Origin of the sequence: Streptococcus azizii (assembly GCF_001984715.1) — a bacterium.
In the GTDB taxonomy this organism is placed as follows: Bacteria; Bacillota; Bacilli; order Lactobacillales; family Streptococcaceae; genus Streptococcus; species Streptococcus azizii.
In genome coordinates, this window is record NZ_MSPR01000010.1 from 1 (window position 1) to 17,569 (window position 17,569).

Sequence of the window (17,569 nt, forward strand, 5' to 3'; positions counted from 1 at the left end):
ACGGGCATTAGTCAAGTAATTATAGCACTAACCTGAACGAAGTTCAGCGAACGTCTTTAGACGTCGCTGGAGAGAAACGGCTTACAGCCGGTGTACAAGCCACCCGTTTTCACGGGTGGTTATGACTGAAGACAAAGTCAACAGAACTCAGTTTCTGAGGGCTTTTCTTATTGAATAAGAGTATAATAGAAATATAGGATACAGGAGGTAGACTATGTTTCATAAAGATAATCCAGAACTCAACCGCAATCAAGTCGGTTTTTATACCCTTGACGAACTTGTTCCCCAAGACCATCTACTGCGTCTAGTAGATAGACATGTCGATTTTAATTTTATCTATGACTTAGTGCAAGATAGCTATAGTCATGAAACTGGTCGACCAAGTTTAGATCCTGTGTTACTCATTAAAATACCCCTTATCCAGTGTCTGTATGGTATTCGTTCCATGCGACAGACCATCAAGGAAATTGAGGTGAATGTAGCCTATCGCTGGTTCTTAGGACTTAGTTTGGGTGACAGGGTTCCCCATTTTACGACTTACGGCAAGAATTATCAACGCCGATTCAAGGATCGTTACTTGATAGAGAGAATATTTGACCATATTCTAGGACTCTGCCTCAAGGCTGGTCTCATTGATCCCTCAGAGATGTTCGTAGATGGCACACATATTAAAGCTGCTGCTAATAACCACAAATATACCCGTCAAGAAGTTCAGGTGCAGGCTAAATTCATGGCAGAACAGCTTGAAATAGAAGTCAACCGAGATCGGGAGAAACACGGAAAAAAGTCCTTAAAGCCCGCCGCAGAAGAAGAGCCCGTTGAAAAGAAAATGTCGACAACGGATCCAGAGAGCGGTTGGTTTCATAAGGGTGAGCATAAGGAGGTCTTTGCCTACAGTGCCCAAGTTGCCTGCGATAAGCATGGTTGGGCACTTGCTTATACAGTTGAGGCTGGCAATATCCATGATAGCCAGGCTTTTCCTGTGCTTTGGGCTAAGTTAAAACCGTTTAGTCCAGACTATTTAGTAGCTGATTCTGGCTATAAAACACCTACAATCGCTAAATTCCTTCTTGACCAAGAAGTCACTCCTGTTTTTCCTTATACTAGACCAAGAGGTAAAAAAGAGAAACTCCGTCCCAAAGATTTTGTTTACGATGACTACTATGATGTTTATATCTGTCCTGAGAATCAGCTTCTTGACTACCGTACAACTACTCGAGGGGGTTACCGTGAATACAAAAGTGATGCTAAGAAATGTGCTAGCTGTCCTCTCCTCAGTATTTGCACAGAGAGTCAGAATCATCAACGCACTATAACCCGTCATATTTGGAGAGATTATTTAGAAGTATGTGAAGATATTCGTCATCAAAGAGGGATGAGAGCCTTGTACCAGAAACGCAAGGAGACGATTGAGCGACTTTTTGGGACAGCTAAGGAATATCATAATTTACGCTATACAAGAGAAAGAGGGAAGTCTAAAATGGAGGATAAGGTTGGGCTGACTTTGGCGTGTTTAAATTTGAAAAAATACGTAAAGATGATGGCTGGGAAGGCCTTTTGTTTTGCTTTGAAAGTGGAGATTTTCAAAGAAATGGCTAGATTTCATCAGAATACCAAAAGACAAACCACTCGGAGGAATGGTTTGTCTTCAATCTGAAAGATACCATTTCTGGTATCTTTCGGTTCGTTCTATTTTGTTAGACCAATAAAGTCAACCATTTCATCCAATTCTTCTTTACTCTCTGTCACAAGGAGATAGGCATCATTTCCTTGCAACTCGGCAAAGGCCTCTGGCATACGCTTGACTGTCTTGATCCTATCAGCAAATTTCTGATGAATGTCATTTGCTGAGTGAACATAATCTGTTGTGTCACGACGTGTTACTACCAAGCAGTATTGAGCATCAAATCTTCGTTCCTCCACTTCACCACCGGTCACTACATTGGCATAATCCCTGAATAGGTCAATCGAATGTGCGTAATTATAACCTTCTACGGTAAACCCGCCAGCCATTCGGTTATTATATTCGATTGCAATATAATCCTTACCATTCTTGAAAAATTCGATATGGAAGAAGCGTTCTTTCATACCAAATGCCTTGATGATGGCATGTCCGTATTCTACTAATTTGGGGTCCAATTCTTTCTCAATGTAATAGGCGTTATCTTTCTTACTTTGCAGTAATTCAAACGGAGTGTGAACATAGGTTAGGCCTGTTTCAAAGACAACTTTTCCCTTGCTGTCAATTAAGCCATCGTAGGTTGTAATCATACTAGAATGGACAAATTTCTCAAAGAAATAAACGGTTTGTCCATCCCAAGCCTCTTTAAATGTTTCTAAATCAGCTTTTTTAGTTAGTTTGAAAGTTCCAGAAGCCCCGACACCATTATCTGGCTTGGCAAGTATTGGGAAACCAATCGACTTCACAGCCTTCTCAATATCTTTTTCCGTTTTTACTACCATACCTGGAACGACCGGTACACCTGCTTTAGAGAAATACTTTTTCATTTCAGACTTGAACTTTGTTTTCTTCAAGTTTGCAGACTTGGCACCAAAGATATTAAATTGTTCACGTAGGGCAGCATCATTTTCCAACCAATATTCATTATGAGACTCAATCCGGTCGATCGGACCATGCTTGTAAAATAGGAAGGCAACAGCACGCTTGACTTCATCAATATCTTCTAGATTTTCAACACGGAAATACTCTGTCAAAGCTCCCTGAAGGTCTGGCCCTAGCTGGTCATAAGGCTCTTGCCCAATTCCTAGGACAGTGATGCCTTTCTTGGCTAACTCAATCGTAAAAGGTTGAAAGTTTTCAGGATAGTAGGGCGAAATAACAATATAATTCATACATATCACCTTTCTATAAATCAAGAGTCCGTAAGAAGTACGGCATTTGCTTTCTCCACCACACCCAGTCATGGGCTACATCACTTCCCCATTCATCAAACCAGGCAGGAATCTGTTTTTCAGCAAAAGCAGCCTTTAGATTATAAAAACTTGGTAGTCCATCTTGCTCCCAATCTCCAAGCCCAGAGCAGACAATAATGTCAGATTGGCGATAGCGGTCAATAAACCAGCCGTCATTTTGGTTCCAAATATAATCAGCAGGAGAATTTTGATAGACCGCATCATCATGACCATAATCTTGCTGGTTATTAAAGAAGCGGGCATCGTAGATACCTGACAAGGCAATCACTTTATTGAAAACATCTGGATGTTGGAGAAAGAAATTCAGCGCATGGTAGGCCCCCATAGAGCAGCCTGTTGTCATCATTGGCTCAAACCAACCTGTCTTATGCTTGATAAAAGGGATAGCCTCTTCAATCACATAGCGTTCATAAGCTCGGTGCGCTTCTGCTCGGTCATGAATCGATTTCCAATCTGCCAACCAGCTTTCCTTATCAATACTGGTAAGCGTGAAAAACTGGACTTTTCCAGCTTCGATGGAATCCTTACAAGCCTCAATCATTCCAAAATCAGCATATTCCGTATAGGAACCTCCTGATGATGCAAAGACAACTACTGGAATACCAGCGTAGCCATAGCGATTGAGTTGCATTTCGCGACCTAAATTTCCTGACCAATGACTTAAAAATTCTACGTGCATAGCGAACATACCTAGTGTGTGAAGAAAGCGAATGAAAAATAGGAATCTTGCTCTATTTTTCGAGCTTTTAGCCCGAACTCAATTAGCTGTAAACGAAATCGTGCCACACACTTTCCTTTCATGTTTTATTTCTTACCATTTCTCACTTAAAAAACGTAGGCAATCTGGCAAATATTTTGCCCAGGCCTCTTCATTATGAACAGCTCCTGAAATGACTTCCAAGGCAAGATTGTCCAATTCTACTCCTCCAGCAATCAACTGGCGATAATAAGAAATGGAAGAGTGGATATAAGCCTGTTTGATATTGCCTGCCATTAGGGTCTTATCTGTATCATCTGCTTCATCTGTCCCTACATAAATATAGACCCGCTGTTCCTGATCCAGTTCCTGACGTTCAATGTAGCGATCAAATGCCTCTTGATGTAGCCAGTTGGCAGATGAAAACACTCCTAAGCAACCAATTTGGTCCTGATAAGCTAATCCCATGAATTGAGTGATATTTCCACCCAAGGAAGAGCCAATCATAGCAGTATGAAACTTATCAGACTTAGTGCGGTACTCACCATCAATGAAAGGTTTCACTACCTCCATGACAAATTCTGCATACTCTGTCCCTTTGCCGCCAAATTGAACACCGGGGATATTGATTTCCTTATATTTCCAGGCGGAATACTCGTTCATCCGTTGGAAACCGTCATTGTCGATGGCAACAACAATCATCTTAGCAATATCAGGGTTACGTTTGATAGCTGGAATCACCTTCCAAGAATGTCCGCTGAATGATTCCTTGCTATAGAGAACATTCTGCCCATCGTGAAAATAGACAACAGGATAAGACTGGGTCGTATCTGCTTCATAATTTTTGGGTAATAAGACCCTCACTCGACGCTTATTCTTGGTGTAGGGAACCTCTAATTCGTGAGTTCTCATATCAAGATAAAAGTAAGATCTATTCATAGGACTCTCATTTCAATTTTGATTAGAATTAGTATACCATACTTTTGATGAAATATTCAGAAAATTTGGTTATTTTTTGCAAAAATTCGGAAAGAACGAACAAAAAAATGGCTATCGACTCTTTGCAAAGTTATAGCCATTTCTTAAAATAAGCTGCTATCTAAAGCGGATGATCATACATGTCATCGCTGAAGTTACTAAGCAAGCAATGAGAGTGACACTCGTCAGACTTCCCCCCCAGACCTATACTCATCAGAAGACCCATAACTGGCAGTAATAATTCGATACCGTAAAATGTCCGTCCCCATCTGTAACCTGCCTTATGATAGGGTGCATGCAAGAGAACGCCTATTAAAAATAGCAAGATACCAGCATAGAGAACACTTATGACCAGATTATTGACCCCATTCTGCTCTCGCAGGAGGGTGAATGCTGCCGTGACAAAACTTAAGCCAAAGAAGATAAAATAGTGGTAATAGATTGCACCGTTACCAGAAACATCTGTTTTATCAACATCAATGAGGGAATCTATTTCCTTTATGTAGAACAGGAATAGGTTACTAACCGTCAAAAAAGGAAATAGGGAATAAAATGACAGTAGCTCAGTTGAAAAATAAGGGACAATCCCAACAATCATCTCCCCAAAAGTAATAATCACTAGCAAAGAGAGACGCTCAATCAAATGGGAAAAATGAATCGGGGTCAATCCTCTTAGAGCCACTGTCTTGTCGGGATTTAGTAAAAGAGAAGGTAGAAGCCAGGTCACAAGAATTCCTAGCACCGCTATCACAAGGCTGAGGCGATAGGGTAAAAATAGACAGGGCAAGAGACTGAGGATTCGTATCCCTAAAATATAAAAGAAACGCTTAATAAAATATTTATCCGCTGCCTTTGTAACAGAGGAATATTCTATACCATATTGTAACAATAGTAATGAGGTTAAGAAGGTTAAAGAACTAAAGAAAGGAATAATCATACCCTGCAAATCAGTCGATAGGGTATTTGCTGCAATGAGCAAAGAAATCATCTGCAAGAGCATAAAACTGGTATTTGTAGCACTATTTTTCCCAAAACGATTGGTAAAAACCATCTGAACCATCCAAGAATTGATAAAAATAATCAAAGCAATGCTAAAGACAATAACATTTTCTAAAATAAGATTTCCATGATGAAAATGAGATAAGATATGAGTAATCTGTGAGATAACATAGACATAAACCAAGTCGTAAAAAAGTTCAGTCAATTCTACTTTCTTATGTCGAATCAAAGGTGTCATTCCTCCTTTACTATGTTAGTATATCGTGACCCTGTCACATTCTAACAGTCTATTTTAAGTGATGGTGGATTGTCTTACCTTGTCTACTGTAAAGGAGACAAGGTACTTTCTAAACTCTGTTCATTCAAGTATTCGATACACTTGTTTAAGTCTGTCAGCGCCCGCTCAGCGATTTTCTCATACCGTTCTTTTTTGTCGCGAATACGTGGACCTTCTAATTCCTTTATAATGCCGAAGTTGACATTCATTGGTTGGAAATGCTTGCTTTCTGCATGAGTGACATAGTATGGTAAACTTCCGATTGCTGTTGTTTCAGGGAAAATCACCTCTTTTTTTCCTTCAAACATCTGGGCTGCATTGATACCAGCGACCAGACCAGATGCCGCAGACTCTATATATCCTTCTACTCCTGTCATCTGACCTGCAAAAAAGAGCTGAGGATTTTTCTTAGAACGAAAGGTCTGGGTCAATAGAGTTGGCGAATCCATGTAGGAGTTGCGATGCATGACACCATACCGGACAAATTCAGCCTGTTCTAGTCCTGGAATCATTTGAAAAACACGCTTTTGTTCGCCCCATTTAAGATGAGTTTGGAAACCAACAATATTATAGAGGCTTCCAGCGGCATTGTCCTGACGAAGTTGCACAACAGCGTATGGAGTTTTAAAATCACCATCGCGTGGTCCCTCATAATCATCTGGATATTCCAAGCCAACCGGTTTCATTGGACCATATAACATGGTTTTGATACCCCGTTTTGCCATCACTTCAATGGGCATGCAGCCTTCAAAATATTTTTCTTTTTCAAAGGAGTTGAGTGGTGCTTCTTCTGCTGTTGTTAAGGCTTCATGGAAATTCATGAATTCTTCCTTGGTCATTGGACAGTTAAGATAAGCTGCCTCCCCTTTATCGTAGCGTGATTTGAGGTAAACCTTGCTCATATCAATACTTGATTTGTCAATAATCGGTGCCGCCGCATCATAGAAATAAAACCCTTCGCCACCGTTAAACGCATGAATTTTTTCAGCAAGAAGATCAGAGGTCAGTGGTCCTGTCGCGATAACGGTAATGGCATCATCAGGGATAGCCGTGATTTCTCCACGAATGACATCAATGAGCGGATGATTTTCCAATTCTGCGGTAACACTTTCAGCATACCCTTCACGGTCGACCGCCATCGCACCACCGGCAGGTACTCGGTGGGCTTCACCATTGCGCAAAATGATGGAATCCAAGCGGCGCATTTCTTCCTTGAGAAGCCCTACCGCATTGGTTAGACTATCACCACGAAAGGAGTTGGAGCAGACCAGTTCTGCGAAGTTAGCTGTTTTATGCTGCGGAGTCGGCTTAACACCACGCATTTCATAGAGTTTTACAGGAATACCCCGTTTTGCAATTTGATAAGCTGCTTCAGATCCAGCTAAACCAGCTCCGATGACATTGATATAATTTGCGTTCGATTGAGACAAGAACGAATACCTCTTTGGGACCAAGTCCCTCAAATCTTTCTATTATTTTATCGTTTTTTAGTTTCATTTTATAATGGCACATGCCACGAACTCAAAGTGAAAAAAATTGATGGTCTTGTGTTTATCAAACACTATGTCACTCTCCCATTTTCGCTTTGAGTTCTTTACTGGCTTTTTACCTTGTAAGTATCGACCGATTCCTACACCTGTTTTAAAACGAAAGCACTGTAGTAGCCCTTTTTCTATTCTTTTTTGGAGAAAGTATTCTTTCCAACTACTTCAAATGGGATAGATCACTGATTTGTTTGATGAGATGCTTTCCTTTTTTATCGATATACATATAAGAAATACCGCCAGCATATCCAAATAAATCTGCTTTATTCAAAAAATCAACGGGTAAACCGAGAAAGATAGCATTCCAGACAGCTAATAAATCACCATGAGAAACTAAAATAATCCACTCTTTATCTGTCTGCAAGATCGTCTCATATGTAGGAAGCAATCTTTCCCAAACATCTCGTCTACTTTCTGCATCTGAGAACAATCTATCATCAATCGTAAACTCCTCTTTCTCAATATTTTCTTTTAGCCATTGCACAGATTTTCCACAGCATTTTCCCAAATTTCTTTCACGCAAACTTTGTAAATAGGTAGGTACCACGTCAACTGCTTCTCCAATCATTTCAGCAACTTCTTGGGTTCGTTTTAAATCTGAACTATAGATAGCAAGAGAACAATCTGTGGGTACCATTTCTTTTACATGACGAGCAATAGCTTGAGCCTGCTTACGTCCTTCTTGGGTCAAGGACCAGTCTGTCCACGAACCGACCATACCGTTGACATGGTGTTGAGATTGGGGATGTTGCACGGTAATAATATGTTTCATACAGTGATTCCTATTCTGTTACAACAAATATATCCAAGTGTCAATCAAAACGCTTAGGATACTAAAGAGGAAGGCGATGAGATAATATTCTCCAAAAACAGGATTTTCCGATACTTTATTGTACGGGGAGTTGATTCGGAGGGAAAGACAAGACCGATTAAGGCAAAATATGACATTGTTCTCCTCCTTTTTTGTTTTATTATAACAACAATTACCCCCAATATCTACTAATTTTAAAAATAGTAAATATTTGGGATAATTTTATTTTTCGTAGAAATATAGGATATCTGTTGATTGACATAATATATATTATGTAACCTATTTCACTTTTTCCTCTTCGTAATCACCATTTGGACAGACGACTTGCTTACCTCCGCCACGGACTTTCTTTTCAACGAGGTAGTGATCACATTTTGGACAAGCACGTCCAACTGGTTTATCCCAAGAAGTAAATTCACACTCTGGATAGCGATCACAGCCATAAAACACACGATTGCGCTTACTCTTTCGTTCAATGACCTGTCCCTTATGGCATTCAGGACAAGTCACCCCAATTTCTTTGGTGATTTGCTTGGTGTTGCGACAATCAGGGAAGTTGCTGCAGGCATAGAATTTACCAAAACGTCCTAACTTAATCACCATTTCATGACCACAGACATCACAATCAAATCCAGCTGGTTCGTCCTTGATTTGAATTTTTTCAATCTCCGTTTCTGCCTTGGCTAATTCGAGTTTGAACGGCTGATAGAAGCTATCAATAATTTTTTGCCACTGCTCCTTTCCGATCTCAACATCATCCAATTTTTGCTCCATTTCAGCAGTAAAGGTTACGTTGACAATATCTGGGAAGAAGTCAACAATCAATTTGTTGACAATTTCACCTAGCTCCGTCGGCTCAAATCTCTTGGCAACCAATTTCACATAGTAACGTTTTTGAATGGTTTCAATGGTCGGAGCATAGGTCGACGGACGCCCCACCCCATTTTCTTCTAACGTTTTAATTAAAGTTGCTTCTGAGTAACGGGCAGGAGGTTGTGTGAAATGTTGCTCTGGCTTAGTGAGGACGCGTTGGACCTTGTCACCGATTTCCATATCAGGCAACATCTTACTCTTATCTGAATCATTGTAAACCGCCATATAACCGTCAAATTTGACCTGACTACCATTCGCTGAAAATAGCACCCCATTTTGCTCCAATCGCACACTCATGGTATCAAAAATCGCTGCAGTCATCTGACTGGCCACAAATCGATTCCAAATCAGGGTGTAGAGTCGTAGTTGATCCTTATCTAGATGCCTAGCAATAGACTCAGGAGTCAACTGAACATTAGATGGACGAATAGCCTCATGAGCATCTTGCGCTCCAGACGCATTTTTTATCTTGCTACCGTGCTTAGAATACTTGGCTCCGAACCGCTCAGTAATAAAGTCTGCTGCTTGGGCTTGAGCGACGGGACTAATCCGAGTCGAATCGGTACGCATGTAGGTAATCAGCCCCTGTGTACCACCCGTTCCAAGGCTAACTCCCTCATACAGTTGCTGAGCGACCATCATCGTCTTACGAGTTCGGAAGTTGATTTTATTCGCCGCGTCCATCTGTAAGGTTGAGGTAGTGTAAGGCAGTGGTGCATTGCGCTTTCTTTCTTTACGATCTACTTTATCAACTAGGAAGTCATCCCCCTTCAGCCGTGCCATGACTTCTTTTACTTGCTCATTATTTTCGAGTTTTAACTTCTTTCCGTCTAAACCATAAAAACTAGCTTGGAACTTCTTGGCTCCCTTTTTAAAAGTGCCATCAATAGTCCAATATTCCTCTGGCTTGAAGTGGTTGATTTCATTTTCTCGGTCAATAATCAATTTGAGGGCCACTGACTGCACGCGACCAGCAGATAACCCTTTTTTGACCTTTTTCCATAAAATGGGGGAAATGGAGTATCCCACAATGCGGTCTAAGACACGGCGAGCCTGCTGGGCATCTACCAAATCATGATCAATGGCCCGTGGTTCTTTAAAAGCATTTTTTACCGCATCCTTAGTAATCTCGTTAAAGACTACACGATTCTTGTCCTGCTCATCCAGTCCCAGAATATGGGATAAGTGCCAAGAAATGGCTTCTCCTTCGCGATCCGGGTCACTTGCGAGAAAGACTTTTTTCGCTTTTTTCGCTTCTTTTTTCAAGTCATTGATAAGTGGACCTTTGCCCCGAATATTGATATATTCTGGCTTATAATTGTTGTCAAAATCGATAGACATGCTTGATTTTTTCAAATCACGAATATGTCCGACCGAGGCAACAACCTTGTAATTGCGTCCTAAATATTTTTCGATCGTCTTGGCCTTGGCCGGCGACTCCACGATGACCAAATTTTTTTTGGTAGTTGTCTTTTTCTTTGTTGTTACCATATTCTTACCCTTACAATAGTTTAAACTAGTATAGCTTCAAAAAGAATATACTATTTTCAGGTAAGTGTCAAGATTTTTCTTTTCCTATAGGAAAACATGTTTTACAACTGATACTCTGAAAGGACGTCTAGGCCTGAAGTGATGCACTTTGCTCCTTCCTGGATGAGAAAATGACAACCTGCAGATTTTCCGTCTATAATACTCCCAGGAATCGCAAAAATATCACGTCCTTCGTTTAAGGCATATTCACAGGTAATCAAGCTACCGGAGCGCATTTGAGCTTCTGCTACGATGACGCCACGTGATAGACCAGCTATAATCCGATTGCGGTCTGGAAAATGATAGTTGAGCGGCTTTTCTTTCGGCATATATTCTGATAAAAGTAGCTGATGTTTGGCAATATACCCTTGTATCTCCCTATTTTCCTTGGGGTAAATAACATCCAGTCCATTGCCAATAACAGCAATCGTTTTACCTCCATTTTTCAAAATACTCATATGAGCAGCCGTATCAATTCCCCTTGCTAATCCACTGACAATGACAAAGCGATTTTGAAGTTCTTTGATGATTTTTTGGACAGAACGAATCCCCGATTGACTAGCGGTTCTTCCTCCTACAACGGCCAACTTTGGCTTATTTAACAGCTCTTTATTTCCCTTGTAAAACAGTAAGACCGGAGGATTATATATTTGCTTTAGTTCCATCGGATAGCTTTCATCCAAAATGGAAAGAGATGGATAGCACTGAAACTCCTTTCGACAGGCCTTGATATCCAACTGCTGATACCGCTCAATAAAAAAGACAGGATTGGGACAACTAGATACTCGGGCCATTGTTTGAATAGATAGGGATTTTCCTTCTCTTTCTTGATAAGCTAAGATTTTATAGATTTGAAGGTTGGTCAAACCCGCCTTTTTTAATTTAAATAATTCAAAGTTATTCATTGTTCACCTCTATTGATTTTATTCGCAAAAGAAAAGCAAACTCCTTATACTCTTTAAAAATCAAAAGGATACGTTGTCACCTTGTCTCGGTGAGTGAAAAGCTCCAGTGGAGGTTTTCAGCCTGTTCCCTTAAAACAAGATGGAACAGAGTTCTACCTTCGCCTTCGTTTCCTAGTCTACTTTTGATTTTTATTGAGTATTAATAGCAGGTGTCCAAATTGATTTTTTTTGAGTATGATGTTCAAAAAGTAGGATATAGAGATTTTTTTGAAAAAGAAAAATCTTGGCATATATGTAGCCCTACATGTTAGACACAAGATCTAATCATTGACAGCTATACATCATGTCACGATTTTTGATATTTTTCAAAGTAAAAGCACAATGCTCCAATCAAATTGGCTTGGTTGTGAAATTGACAGGACTGGATTTCCACTGGTTCTAGCAAGTGAGGAGCTACTGCCCCTGCTTTTACAACTTCCTGATAAGAATCTCGAACCGTCTCAATCAGCAAGTCTTGCTGGCTAATACCTCCACCGATAACGACCTTATCTAATTTGACAAGACTGGTCAGATTCAAGATTAAGTAGGCAATGTCACGACAGTAGTTACCAAATAAATCAGCTAGTTCTTGATTGACACCTTCATATAAATGATGAAAGACAGTCATCCCATTTGTTTCTGGCAGCTGTAACTGCTGACTAGCTTGTTCAATAAACTGGACGGCGGATCCAGCGTTAGAGACTAGGCTCTTGACACCTTGCAAATGAAGGCCAAGAATGGCTCCTACTTCCTGTAAGCTATTTGGTGAGTTAGTGTTTAACGACTGTCCTATTGGATTTAGCAGGAGGTTGTTTGCCTTTAATGATGCGATAGTCGCTAAATTCCCATTGCTTACAAGAGCCAGACCAACCCCTGTCCCCAGTACCAACGCAGCCCCGCATTGGATACTTGCCAAATTTCCCAATCTTGCTTCTGCTAGACCAGCCGCATCCGCATCGTTTAAGACGCTGACAGGCAGGGAGAACCGCTTTTCTAGATGTTGAGCAAGAGGCAGGGCCTTCAAATAGGGAATCAAGCCCCCTGTATAGACAAAGCCTGTTTTGCGATGGATAGTACCTGGACAAGAAATAGCTATACCTGATATTTGCTCACGGTATGTCTCCACAATCGTTTCCAAACAAGATAAAAACGTTTCCATATCAGTAGGAGTTGGCGTCTGATTTGGCTCCAATAGATGAAAGTTCTCTGACATAAGACTGTACTTGATAAACGTTCCTCCAATGTCAAATGTCAGGTAATAGGTGTCACTCTTCATTTTTCTCTGCTTTTCCATATTTTATAATGCTTTGATGACGCGTGCAGGATTTCCTGCTATAAAAACATTGTCCCCAAATGACTTAGTTACGACAGAACCTGCTCCAACGACCACATTATCTCCTAGGGATACTCCTGGTAGGATGATAGCTCCAGCACCAGCCCAAAAATGATGACCAATCGTAATCGGCTTCCCATACTCCAATCCTGCAGTCCGCTCTTTTGCATCGAGGGGATGAAGAGGAGTCAGTAATTGCACATTCGGCCCTAACATAGCATTGTCACCAATCGTAATGGGACACACATCTAAAAAGGTACAGTTGAAATTAGCATAGAAATTGTCACCTACATGGATATTGCAACCGTAGTCACAGGAAATATTCGGCTCTATGTAAATCCGTTCACCAGTGCTACCAAACCATGATTTGAGTAACTGGCTGCGTTTTACTCCATCTAATTCCTGATTGAATTGCATGCGATAGTGACGAGCTAGATTGCGTAACGCTACTAATTCTTCTTCACTAGCATCATATAGAAGTCCTGCCAGCATTTTTTCACGTTCTGTCATTTTACCACTCTCCTTTCTGAAGCATTGACTTGATGGGCTCAAAAGTTGTCCTATGAATAGGGGTTACACCGTTTCTTTGTAAACCTTCCAAATGTTTTGCCGTCCCGTAACCTGCATTGTGAGAAAAATCATAACCGGGATAAACCTTATCGAATGCAAGCATCATCTGATCTCGAGTAACCTTTGCTACAATACTTGCGGCAGCAATCGAAAGACTATTGGCATCCCCTTTGATAATGGAGGTCTGGTCAATCGGCACCTCTAAGGACATTGCATCAATCAGTAAATGCTGCGGTTTCTCGGATAATTGCCCCAAGGCCTCTAGCATGGCAAGTTTAGTTGCCTCGTAGATATTGATTTGATCAATCATTTGGCTATCTTGGATACCGATTCCTACGCTGATTGCTCGCTCCATCACTTCCTGATAAATAGCTTGGTGTTTCGCCTTGGGAATTTTTTTGGAATCATTCAAATAACGAATTTTGCAGCCTTTTGGTAAAATGACTGCAGCAGCCACCACTGGTCCTGCCAAGGGGCCTCGTCCGACTTCATCAATTCCTGCAATCAATTCAACCCCTTCTGCATACAAGGCCTTTTCATAAACTAGCATTTGCTCTAGTCGGGCATTTTCTGCTTCCTCACTTTGAAAATCCTTCATTTTTTTCTGAAGTAATGTCTGTACACCTGCTCGTGTATCCCTAGCCAATATCTCTAAGCGAGAATCGGTTTTATCGGTAATGGTCGCGAGCAAATCCTTTATTTCTTTAATCGTTGCCATCTGTCTCTCCTACCGCATCTAGCGTATAAGGCCCTAGCTTACCGTCTCTTACTTCTTTGACAAACAAGGTATAAAAGCGGTCATAATCCTCACGGAATCCAAGGATTCTCGTCATATCCATGATGATTTTAGGCGCTTCATCATCTAGATTCATCTGCTTGAATCTCTCTTTTAGGGCTTCGCGATAGTGTTTTTTGAAGTAATTCAGTCCAAAAATGGTCACCTCATCCATAGGTAAAAGATTGTCCTTAATAGCACCTGTTAGCGCTAATTTAAGCGCTACCTCTTCATCTTCAAATTTAGGCCATAAGATACCCGGGGTATCAAGGATTTCCAAGTCTTTATTGGATTTAAGCCACTGCTGTCCCTTGGTGACACCGGGTCTATTTCCAACGACTGCAATTTTTTTACCTGCCAAACGGTTCATCAAGGTTGATTTTCCTGCATTAGGAATCCCGATAATCATCGTGCGCAAGGTTTCCATCTGGATGCCTCGCTCTTTCTGACGCTCGATTTTCTCCCGCATCAGTTTTTTGGCTGCTTCTGTCACTTTTTTGACAGTCGATTGCTCCTTGGAATTGACCGTCAAGGTCGGGATGCCTTGGCTCTCAAAATATAGGCGCCACTGCTTGGTAGCTGCAGGATCGGCCAAATCAGCCTTATTTAAAATGAGTAGCTTTGGCTTGTCACCCACAATCTTTGTCAACATGGGATTTTGACTGGATAGAGGTAAGCGTGCATCAACCAAAATCGTTACAAAGTCAACAAATTTTAAATTCTCCTGCACCTGTCGCCTTGCTTTTGACATGTGCCCTGGAAACCATTGAATAGTAGCCATAGTTTATAAATCCTTTCATATCAAGGGTTTAATGGAGGTAAACCTGCCTAAATCCTATCGGGTCACCAAAAAGTCACCCAATGTAGACTGATTCCACCAAACCATTTCATCCCCAATAATTTTTTGCTCGCCTTCACAAATACATAATATAGTCCTCTTCATTAACATCTAAAAAACATCGAGACTATATTTGATAGAAAAATGGACAATGCCTATTATACCACGATTTTTTTCATTTTTCCGTCCTTTACTTCCAATGCTGTTTGGCATAAAGCGAAAGTTTTTAGAATCTCTCAGTATATTGAGTCACTATTTATTCCGCCTTACTGTCCAGAAATGAATCCCATTGAGCAAATTTGGAATACGATTCGCTAAGAAGAATTTAAAAATTACTTTTTCCATTCCTTAAAGGAGGTGATGGATAGATTTCAGGAGACGATTCATTCATTAACGAAAGAAAAGGTCAAATCGCTTTATCATAGAGAGTAGATTTCAAGTGCTTTTAATTTTTAAACAGTATCAGATATACAACATACCCCTCGTATAGAAAAATGCCACCCACGGGTGACTAAAATAACAGGCACCTAAAGTTTATGGATTTCTTTCTCTAGATTAGCAATAGTTGTCAATACCTCTTCAAATGATGGAACAGACCCATAAAACATTTCTTTCATCTGGTTGTAATCAGATTCAATTTCTTTCAATCTGTAATCATCTGGAAGCAATCTAATTCTTTCAATGGTTGCGTCTCCATATTTTGCCCAGTTTCGAGGATAGAATTTTTTCTTAAATGAAACAACTTTCTCTAATAGCTCTCGATTAGTAAAGGCTCTATTCTTATAAATCGACTGGGCAAGACAGTAAATATCGTAATAATGCCGAGCATAGCGTATAGGCATTTTACTATCTGCTGGCCTATTTGCCTCATGATGTAAAATAGTAGCTTTTTCCCAAAAAGTTCTCTCTGGTAAAACAGTCCTAACAGGGATATTATCTCCCGCAAATAACATCGGGTAAATCTTGTATAAATCAGGAGTAATCTCTACCATTTCAGAAGGTGTCCAGGCAGCTAAAGCACCAATTTCCAAGCGAATGACTTGCTTCACATACTCTGATTGGAAACTTGTTGGATATTCAAAAAGTACTGTTTGGGGGATATTCACATCAACATCGATTTGAAAATCATCTTCAATCAGTTTCGCAAAATCTAACCTCATCTGCGGAATTAATACATTCACAAGAAAGTCTTCTGCTTTTAAATTTGATTCCTTATTGAACTTATCTTGTTGCGTATTTGAACGGGATTGCCATGGCTCGTCTTTGCCATATCCAATTACCTGCCAATCCAAGATTAAATCAATATCTTCTGAGAATCGCTTAATTAGATCATAGCACTTAGAAAGACTTGTGCCCCCTTTAAATGTAAAAGCATCCTTCCATTCACTCATTGTAAAGAGATAGTTGAGTACGAAACAAACCCAATAGTCTTTCTCAACGATCACTTCATTGATAACAAGTCTTTCCGAAGCATTTCTAATAATGGCTTGAAGGTCTTCTTTGGAAACTTTTTTAAATTCTAGCATCTTTAGGATTCTCCTATTTTTTTCAAGACTTTATAAATCCATGCACTGGTAGTCTTGCCTTCCTCAAGAAGTTTTTCTTTATCACTTATTGTTAACCTAGTCTTAAGATAAAGAATCTGTTCTTCTGAAATCTTATCTTTTCCAATAGCTTTGATGGCTTGAATAACTAACGCAGTTAATCGCGACATATTTGAAATGGTACTATTTGTTGTTCGCTTGAACACTAGTTTCGTATTTCCAATTTGAAAATCAACATACCGGCCATCAGAAATATAAGTCCATTGAACTGGGACTTGTGTCGACAACCCTAATAAATTGAGAGCTGTGTTCCCTGAAGGTGCAATGGTCCAATTATATTTTCTAGCAATGGCAATAGCCGCTTCATTTATTGAAGGAGACTCATATTCCCCAATTAACTCAATAAACCTTGGTTTGTAATATACACCGTTTACAATACGTTGAATCGTTCCTTCGTTAACAAATCGATTCAATGTTTTTCTAACTGTTTCATAATCAGCAATCTCTAAAAAATCACTTGAAATAAAGACAGCCCCCTCTGGTAGATTATCAATCTTACTATTCATTTTAGCTTTAATATTACTCAAGTCTTCACCACCTTGTCCTTGTCCCAAATATTATACAATATTTGGGACAAAACAACAACTATCTTTCAGTCAATTATTTCGTCGTATAAGCAAAACTCAAGCTACTATCTATTCCAGATAATCTACGGAAGGTATACATTGTAGTTGGTTTCCAAGATAAAAAATGAGCCATCTGGGTAGACTTTCTTCACGAAAAGCACATGTCCGTATTCCTGCTGCTGTGCGCCTCCAATCTTGACCATTATCAATGGTACTGATAATCGAAATCTACCTTTTTTAGGAATAGTCTGCTTCAAATCCCTCTTCGGCTTCAATTATAAGGAAATTAGCGACTA

At 40.1% G+C, this 17,569-nt stretch carries 15 protein-coding genes and 3 pseudogenes; 2 read left to right on the top strand and 16 right to left on the bottom strand.

Annotation, left to right across the window (positions count from 1 at the left end; genetic code table 11):
• The first annotated feature begins 214 nt into the window (after window positions 1–214).
• Window positions 215–1,709, top strand: a pseudogene (locus tag BVE84_RS05835) (IS1182 family transposase).
• Here BVE84_RS05835 and BVE84_RS05840 read toward each other — a convergent pair.
• The 13 genes and pseudogenes from BVE84_RS05840 to ylqF all read right to left on the bottom strand — a co-directional run bounded on the left by BVE84_RS05840 (window position 1,690) and on the right by ylqF (window position 15,046).
• On the bottom strand, window positions 1,690–2,853 hold the full coding sequence (locus BVE84_RS05840; protein WP_076996130.1) for an ATP-grasp domain-containing protein: 1,164 nt from the start codon (window positions 2,851–2,853) through the stop codon (window positions 1,690–1,692). The pseudogene BVE84_RS05835 and the gene BVE84_RS05840 sit on opposite strands and share 20 nt — an antisense overlap.
• Before the next feature lie 13 nt (window positions 2,854–2,866).
• A complete protein-coding gene (locus BVE84_RS05845) occupies window positions 2,867–3,613 on the bottom strand; it encodes an esterase family protein (RefSeq protein WP_076996131.1) in 747 nt (248 codons plus the stop codon).
• Window positions 3,614–3,745: 132 nt separating this feature from the next.
• Window positions 3,746–4,570 (bottom strand): alpha/beta hydrolase, encoded by an 825-nt coding sequence (locus BVE84_RS05850; protein WP_076996132.1) that lies wholly within the window; start codon window positions 4,568–4,570, stop codon window positions 3,746–3,748.
• Between the two features lie 160 nt (window positions 4,571–4,730).
• Window positions 4,731–5,846 carry a low temperature requirement protein A gene (locus BVE84_RS05855; RefSeq protein ID WP_228062208.1) on the bottom strand — a complete coding sequence of 372 codons (1,116 nt, stop codon included), beginning with the start codon at window positions 5,844–5,846 and terminating at the stop codon, window positions 4,731–4,733.
• 83 nt (window positions 5,847–5,929) lie between these two features.
• Window positions 5,930–7,315, bottom strand: coding sequence for a methylenetetrahydrofolate--tRNA-(uracil(54)-C(5))-methyltransferase (FADH(2)-oxidizing) TrmFO (trmFO, locus tag BVE84_RS05860; RefSeq protein WP_076996133.1), 1,386 nt, complete (start codon window positions 7,313–7,315; stop codon window positions 5,930–5,932).
• 274 nt (window positions 7,316–7,589) lie between these two features.
• Complete coding sequence (locus BVE84_RS05865; RefSeq protein ID WP_076996134.1) at window positions 7,590–8,201, bottom strand: histidine phosphatase family protein; 612 nt, start codon at window positions 8,199–8,201, stop codon at window positions 7,590–7,592.
• A gap of 18 nt (window positions 8,202–8,219) precedes the next feature.
• Window positions 8,220–8,368, bottom strand: a pseudogene (locus BVE84_RS11135) (DUF3307 domain-containing protein); the annotation flags it as partial.
• Window positions 8,369–8,519: 151 nt separating this feature from the next.
• The gene (gene topA, locus BVE84_RS05870; RefSeq protein ID WP_076996135.1) at window positions 8,520–10,604 is read right to left on the bottom strand and encodes a type I DNA topoisomerase; all 2,085 of its coding nucleotides are present in this window, start codon (window positions 10,602–10,604) and stop codon (window positions 8,520–8,522) included.
• A 101-nt stretch (window positions 10,605–10,705) separates the two neighbouring features.
• Window positions 10,706–11,548 (bottom strand): DNA-processing protein DprA, encoded by an 843-nt coding sequence (gene dprA / locus BVE84_RS05875; RefSeq protein ID WP_076996136.1) that lies wholly within the window; start codon window positions 11,546–11,548, stop codon window positions 10,706–10,708.
• A gap of 346 nt (window positions 11,549–11,894) precedes the next feature.
• Window positions 11,895–12,863, bottom strand: coding sequence for an ROK family protein (locus BVE84_RS05880; protein WP_076996137.1), 969 nt, complete (start codon window positions 12,861–12,863; stop codon window positions 11,895–11,897).
• Between the two features lie 21 nt (window positions 12,864–12,884).
• A complete protein-coding gene (locus BVE84_RS05885) occupies window positions 12,885–13,430 on the bottom strand; it encodes a sugar O-acetyltransferase (RefSeq protein WP_076996138.1) in 546 nt (181 codons plus the stop codon).
• Window position 13,431: 1 nt separating this feature from the next.
• Window positions 13,432–14,208, bottom strand: a complete 777-nt coding sequence (locus tag BVE84_RS05890) for a ribonuclease HII (protein WP_076996139.1) — start codon at window positions 14,206–14,208, stop codon at window positions 13,432–13,434.
• On the bottom strand, window positions 14,195–15,046 hold the full coding sequence (ylqF, locus tag BVE84_RS05895) for a ribosome biogenesis GTPase YlqF (RefSeq protein ID WP_076996140.1): 852 nt from the start codon (window positions 15,044–15,046) through the stop codon (window positions 14,195–14,197). Before ylqF ends, BVE84_RS05890 begins: the two co-directional genes overlap by 14 nt.
• Before the next feature lie 201 nt (window positions 15,047–15,247).
• Here ylqF and BVE84_RS11330 point away from each other — a divergent pair, with 201 nt between their 5' ends.
• The gene (locus tag BVE84_RS11330; protein WP_135017461.1) at window positions 15,248–15,421 is read left to right on the top strand and encodes a transposase; all 174 of its coding nucleotides are present in this window, start codon (window positions 15,248–15,250) and stop codon (window positions 15,419–15,421) included.
• 209 nt (window positions 15,422–15,630) lie between these two features.
• Here the strand turns inward: BVE84_RS11330 and BVE84_RS05905 are convergent, their stop codons facing one another.
• From BVE84_RS05905 to BVE84_RS10730, 3 genes and pseudogenes are all read right to left on the bottom strand, one after another.
• Window positions 15,631–16,629, bottom strand: a complete 999-nt coding sequence (locus tag BVE84_RS05905; RefSeq protein WP_076996141.1) for a nucleotidyl transferase AbiEii/AbiGii toxin family protein — start codon at window positions 16,627–16,629, stop codon at window positions 15,631–15,633.
• Window positions 16,630–16,631: 2 nt separating this feature from the next.
• The gene (locus BVE84_RS05910; RefSeq protein WP_076996142.1) at window positions 16,632–17,234 is read right to left on the bottom strand and encodes a DUF6088 family protein; all 603 of its coding nucleotides are present in this window, start codon (window positions 17,232–17,234) and stop codon (window positions 16,632–16,634) included.
• A gap of 73 nt (window positions 17,235–17,307) precedes the next feature.
• Window positions 17,308–17,501: pseudogene (locus BVE84_RS10730) on the bottom strand (phage tail tip lysozyme); the annotation flags it as partial.
• Window positions 17,502–17,569 lie beyond the last annotated feature (68 nt).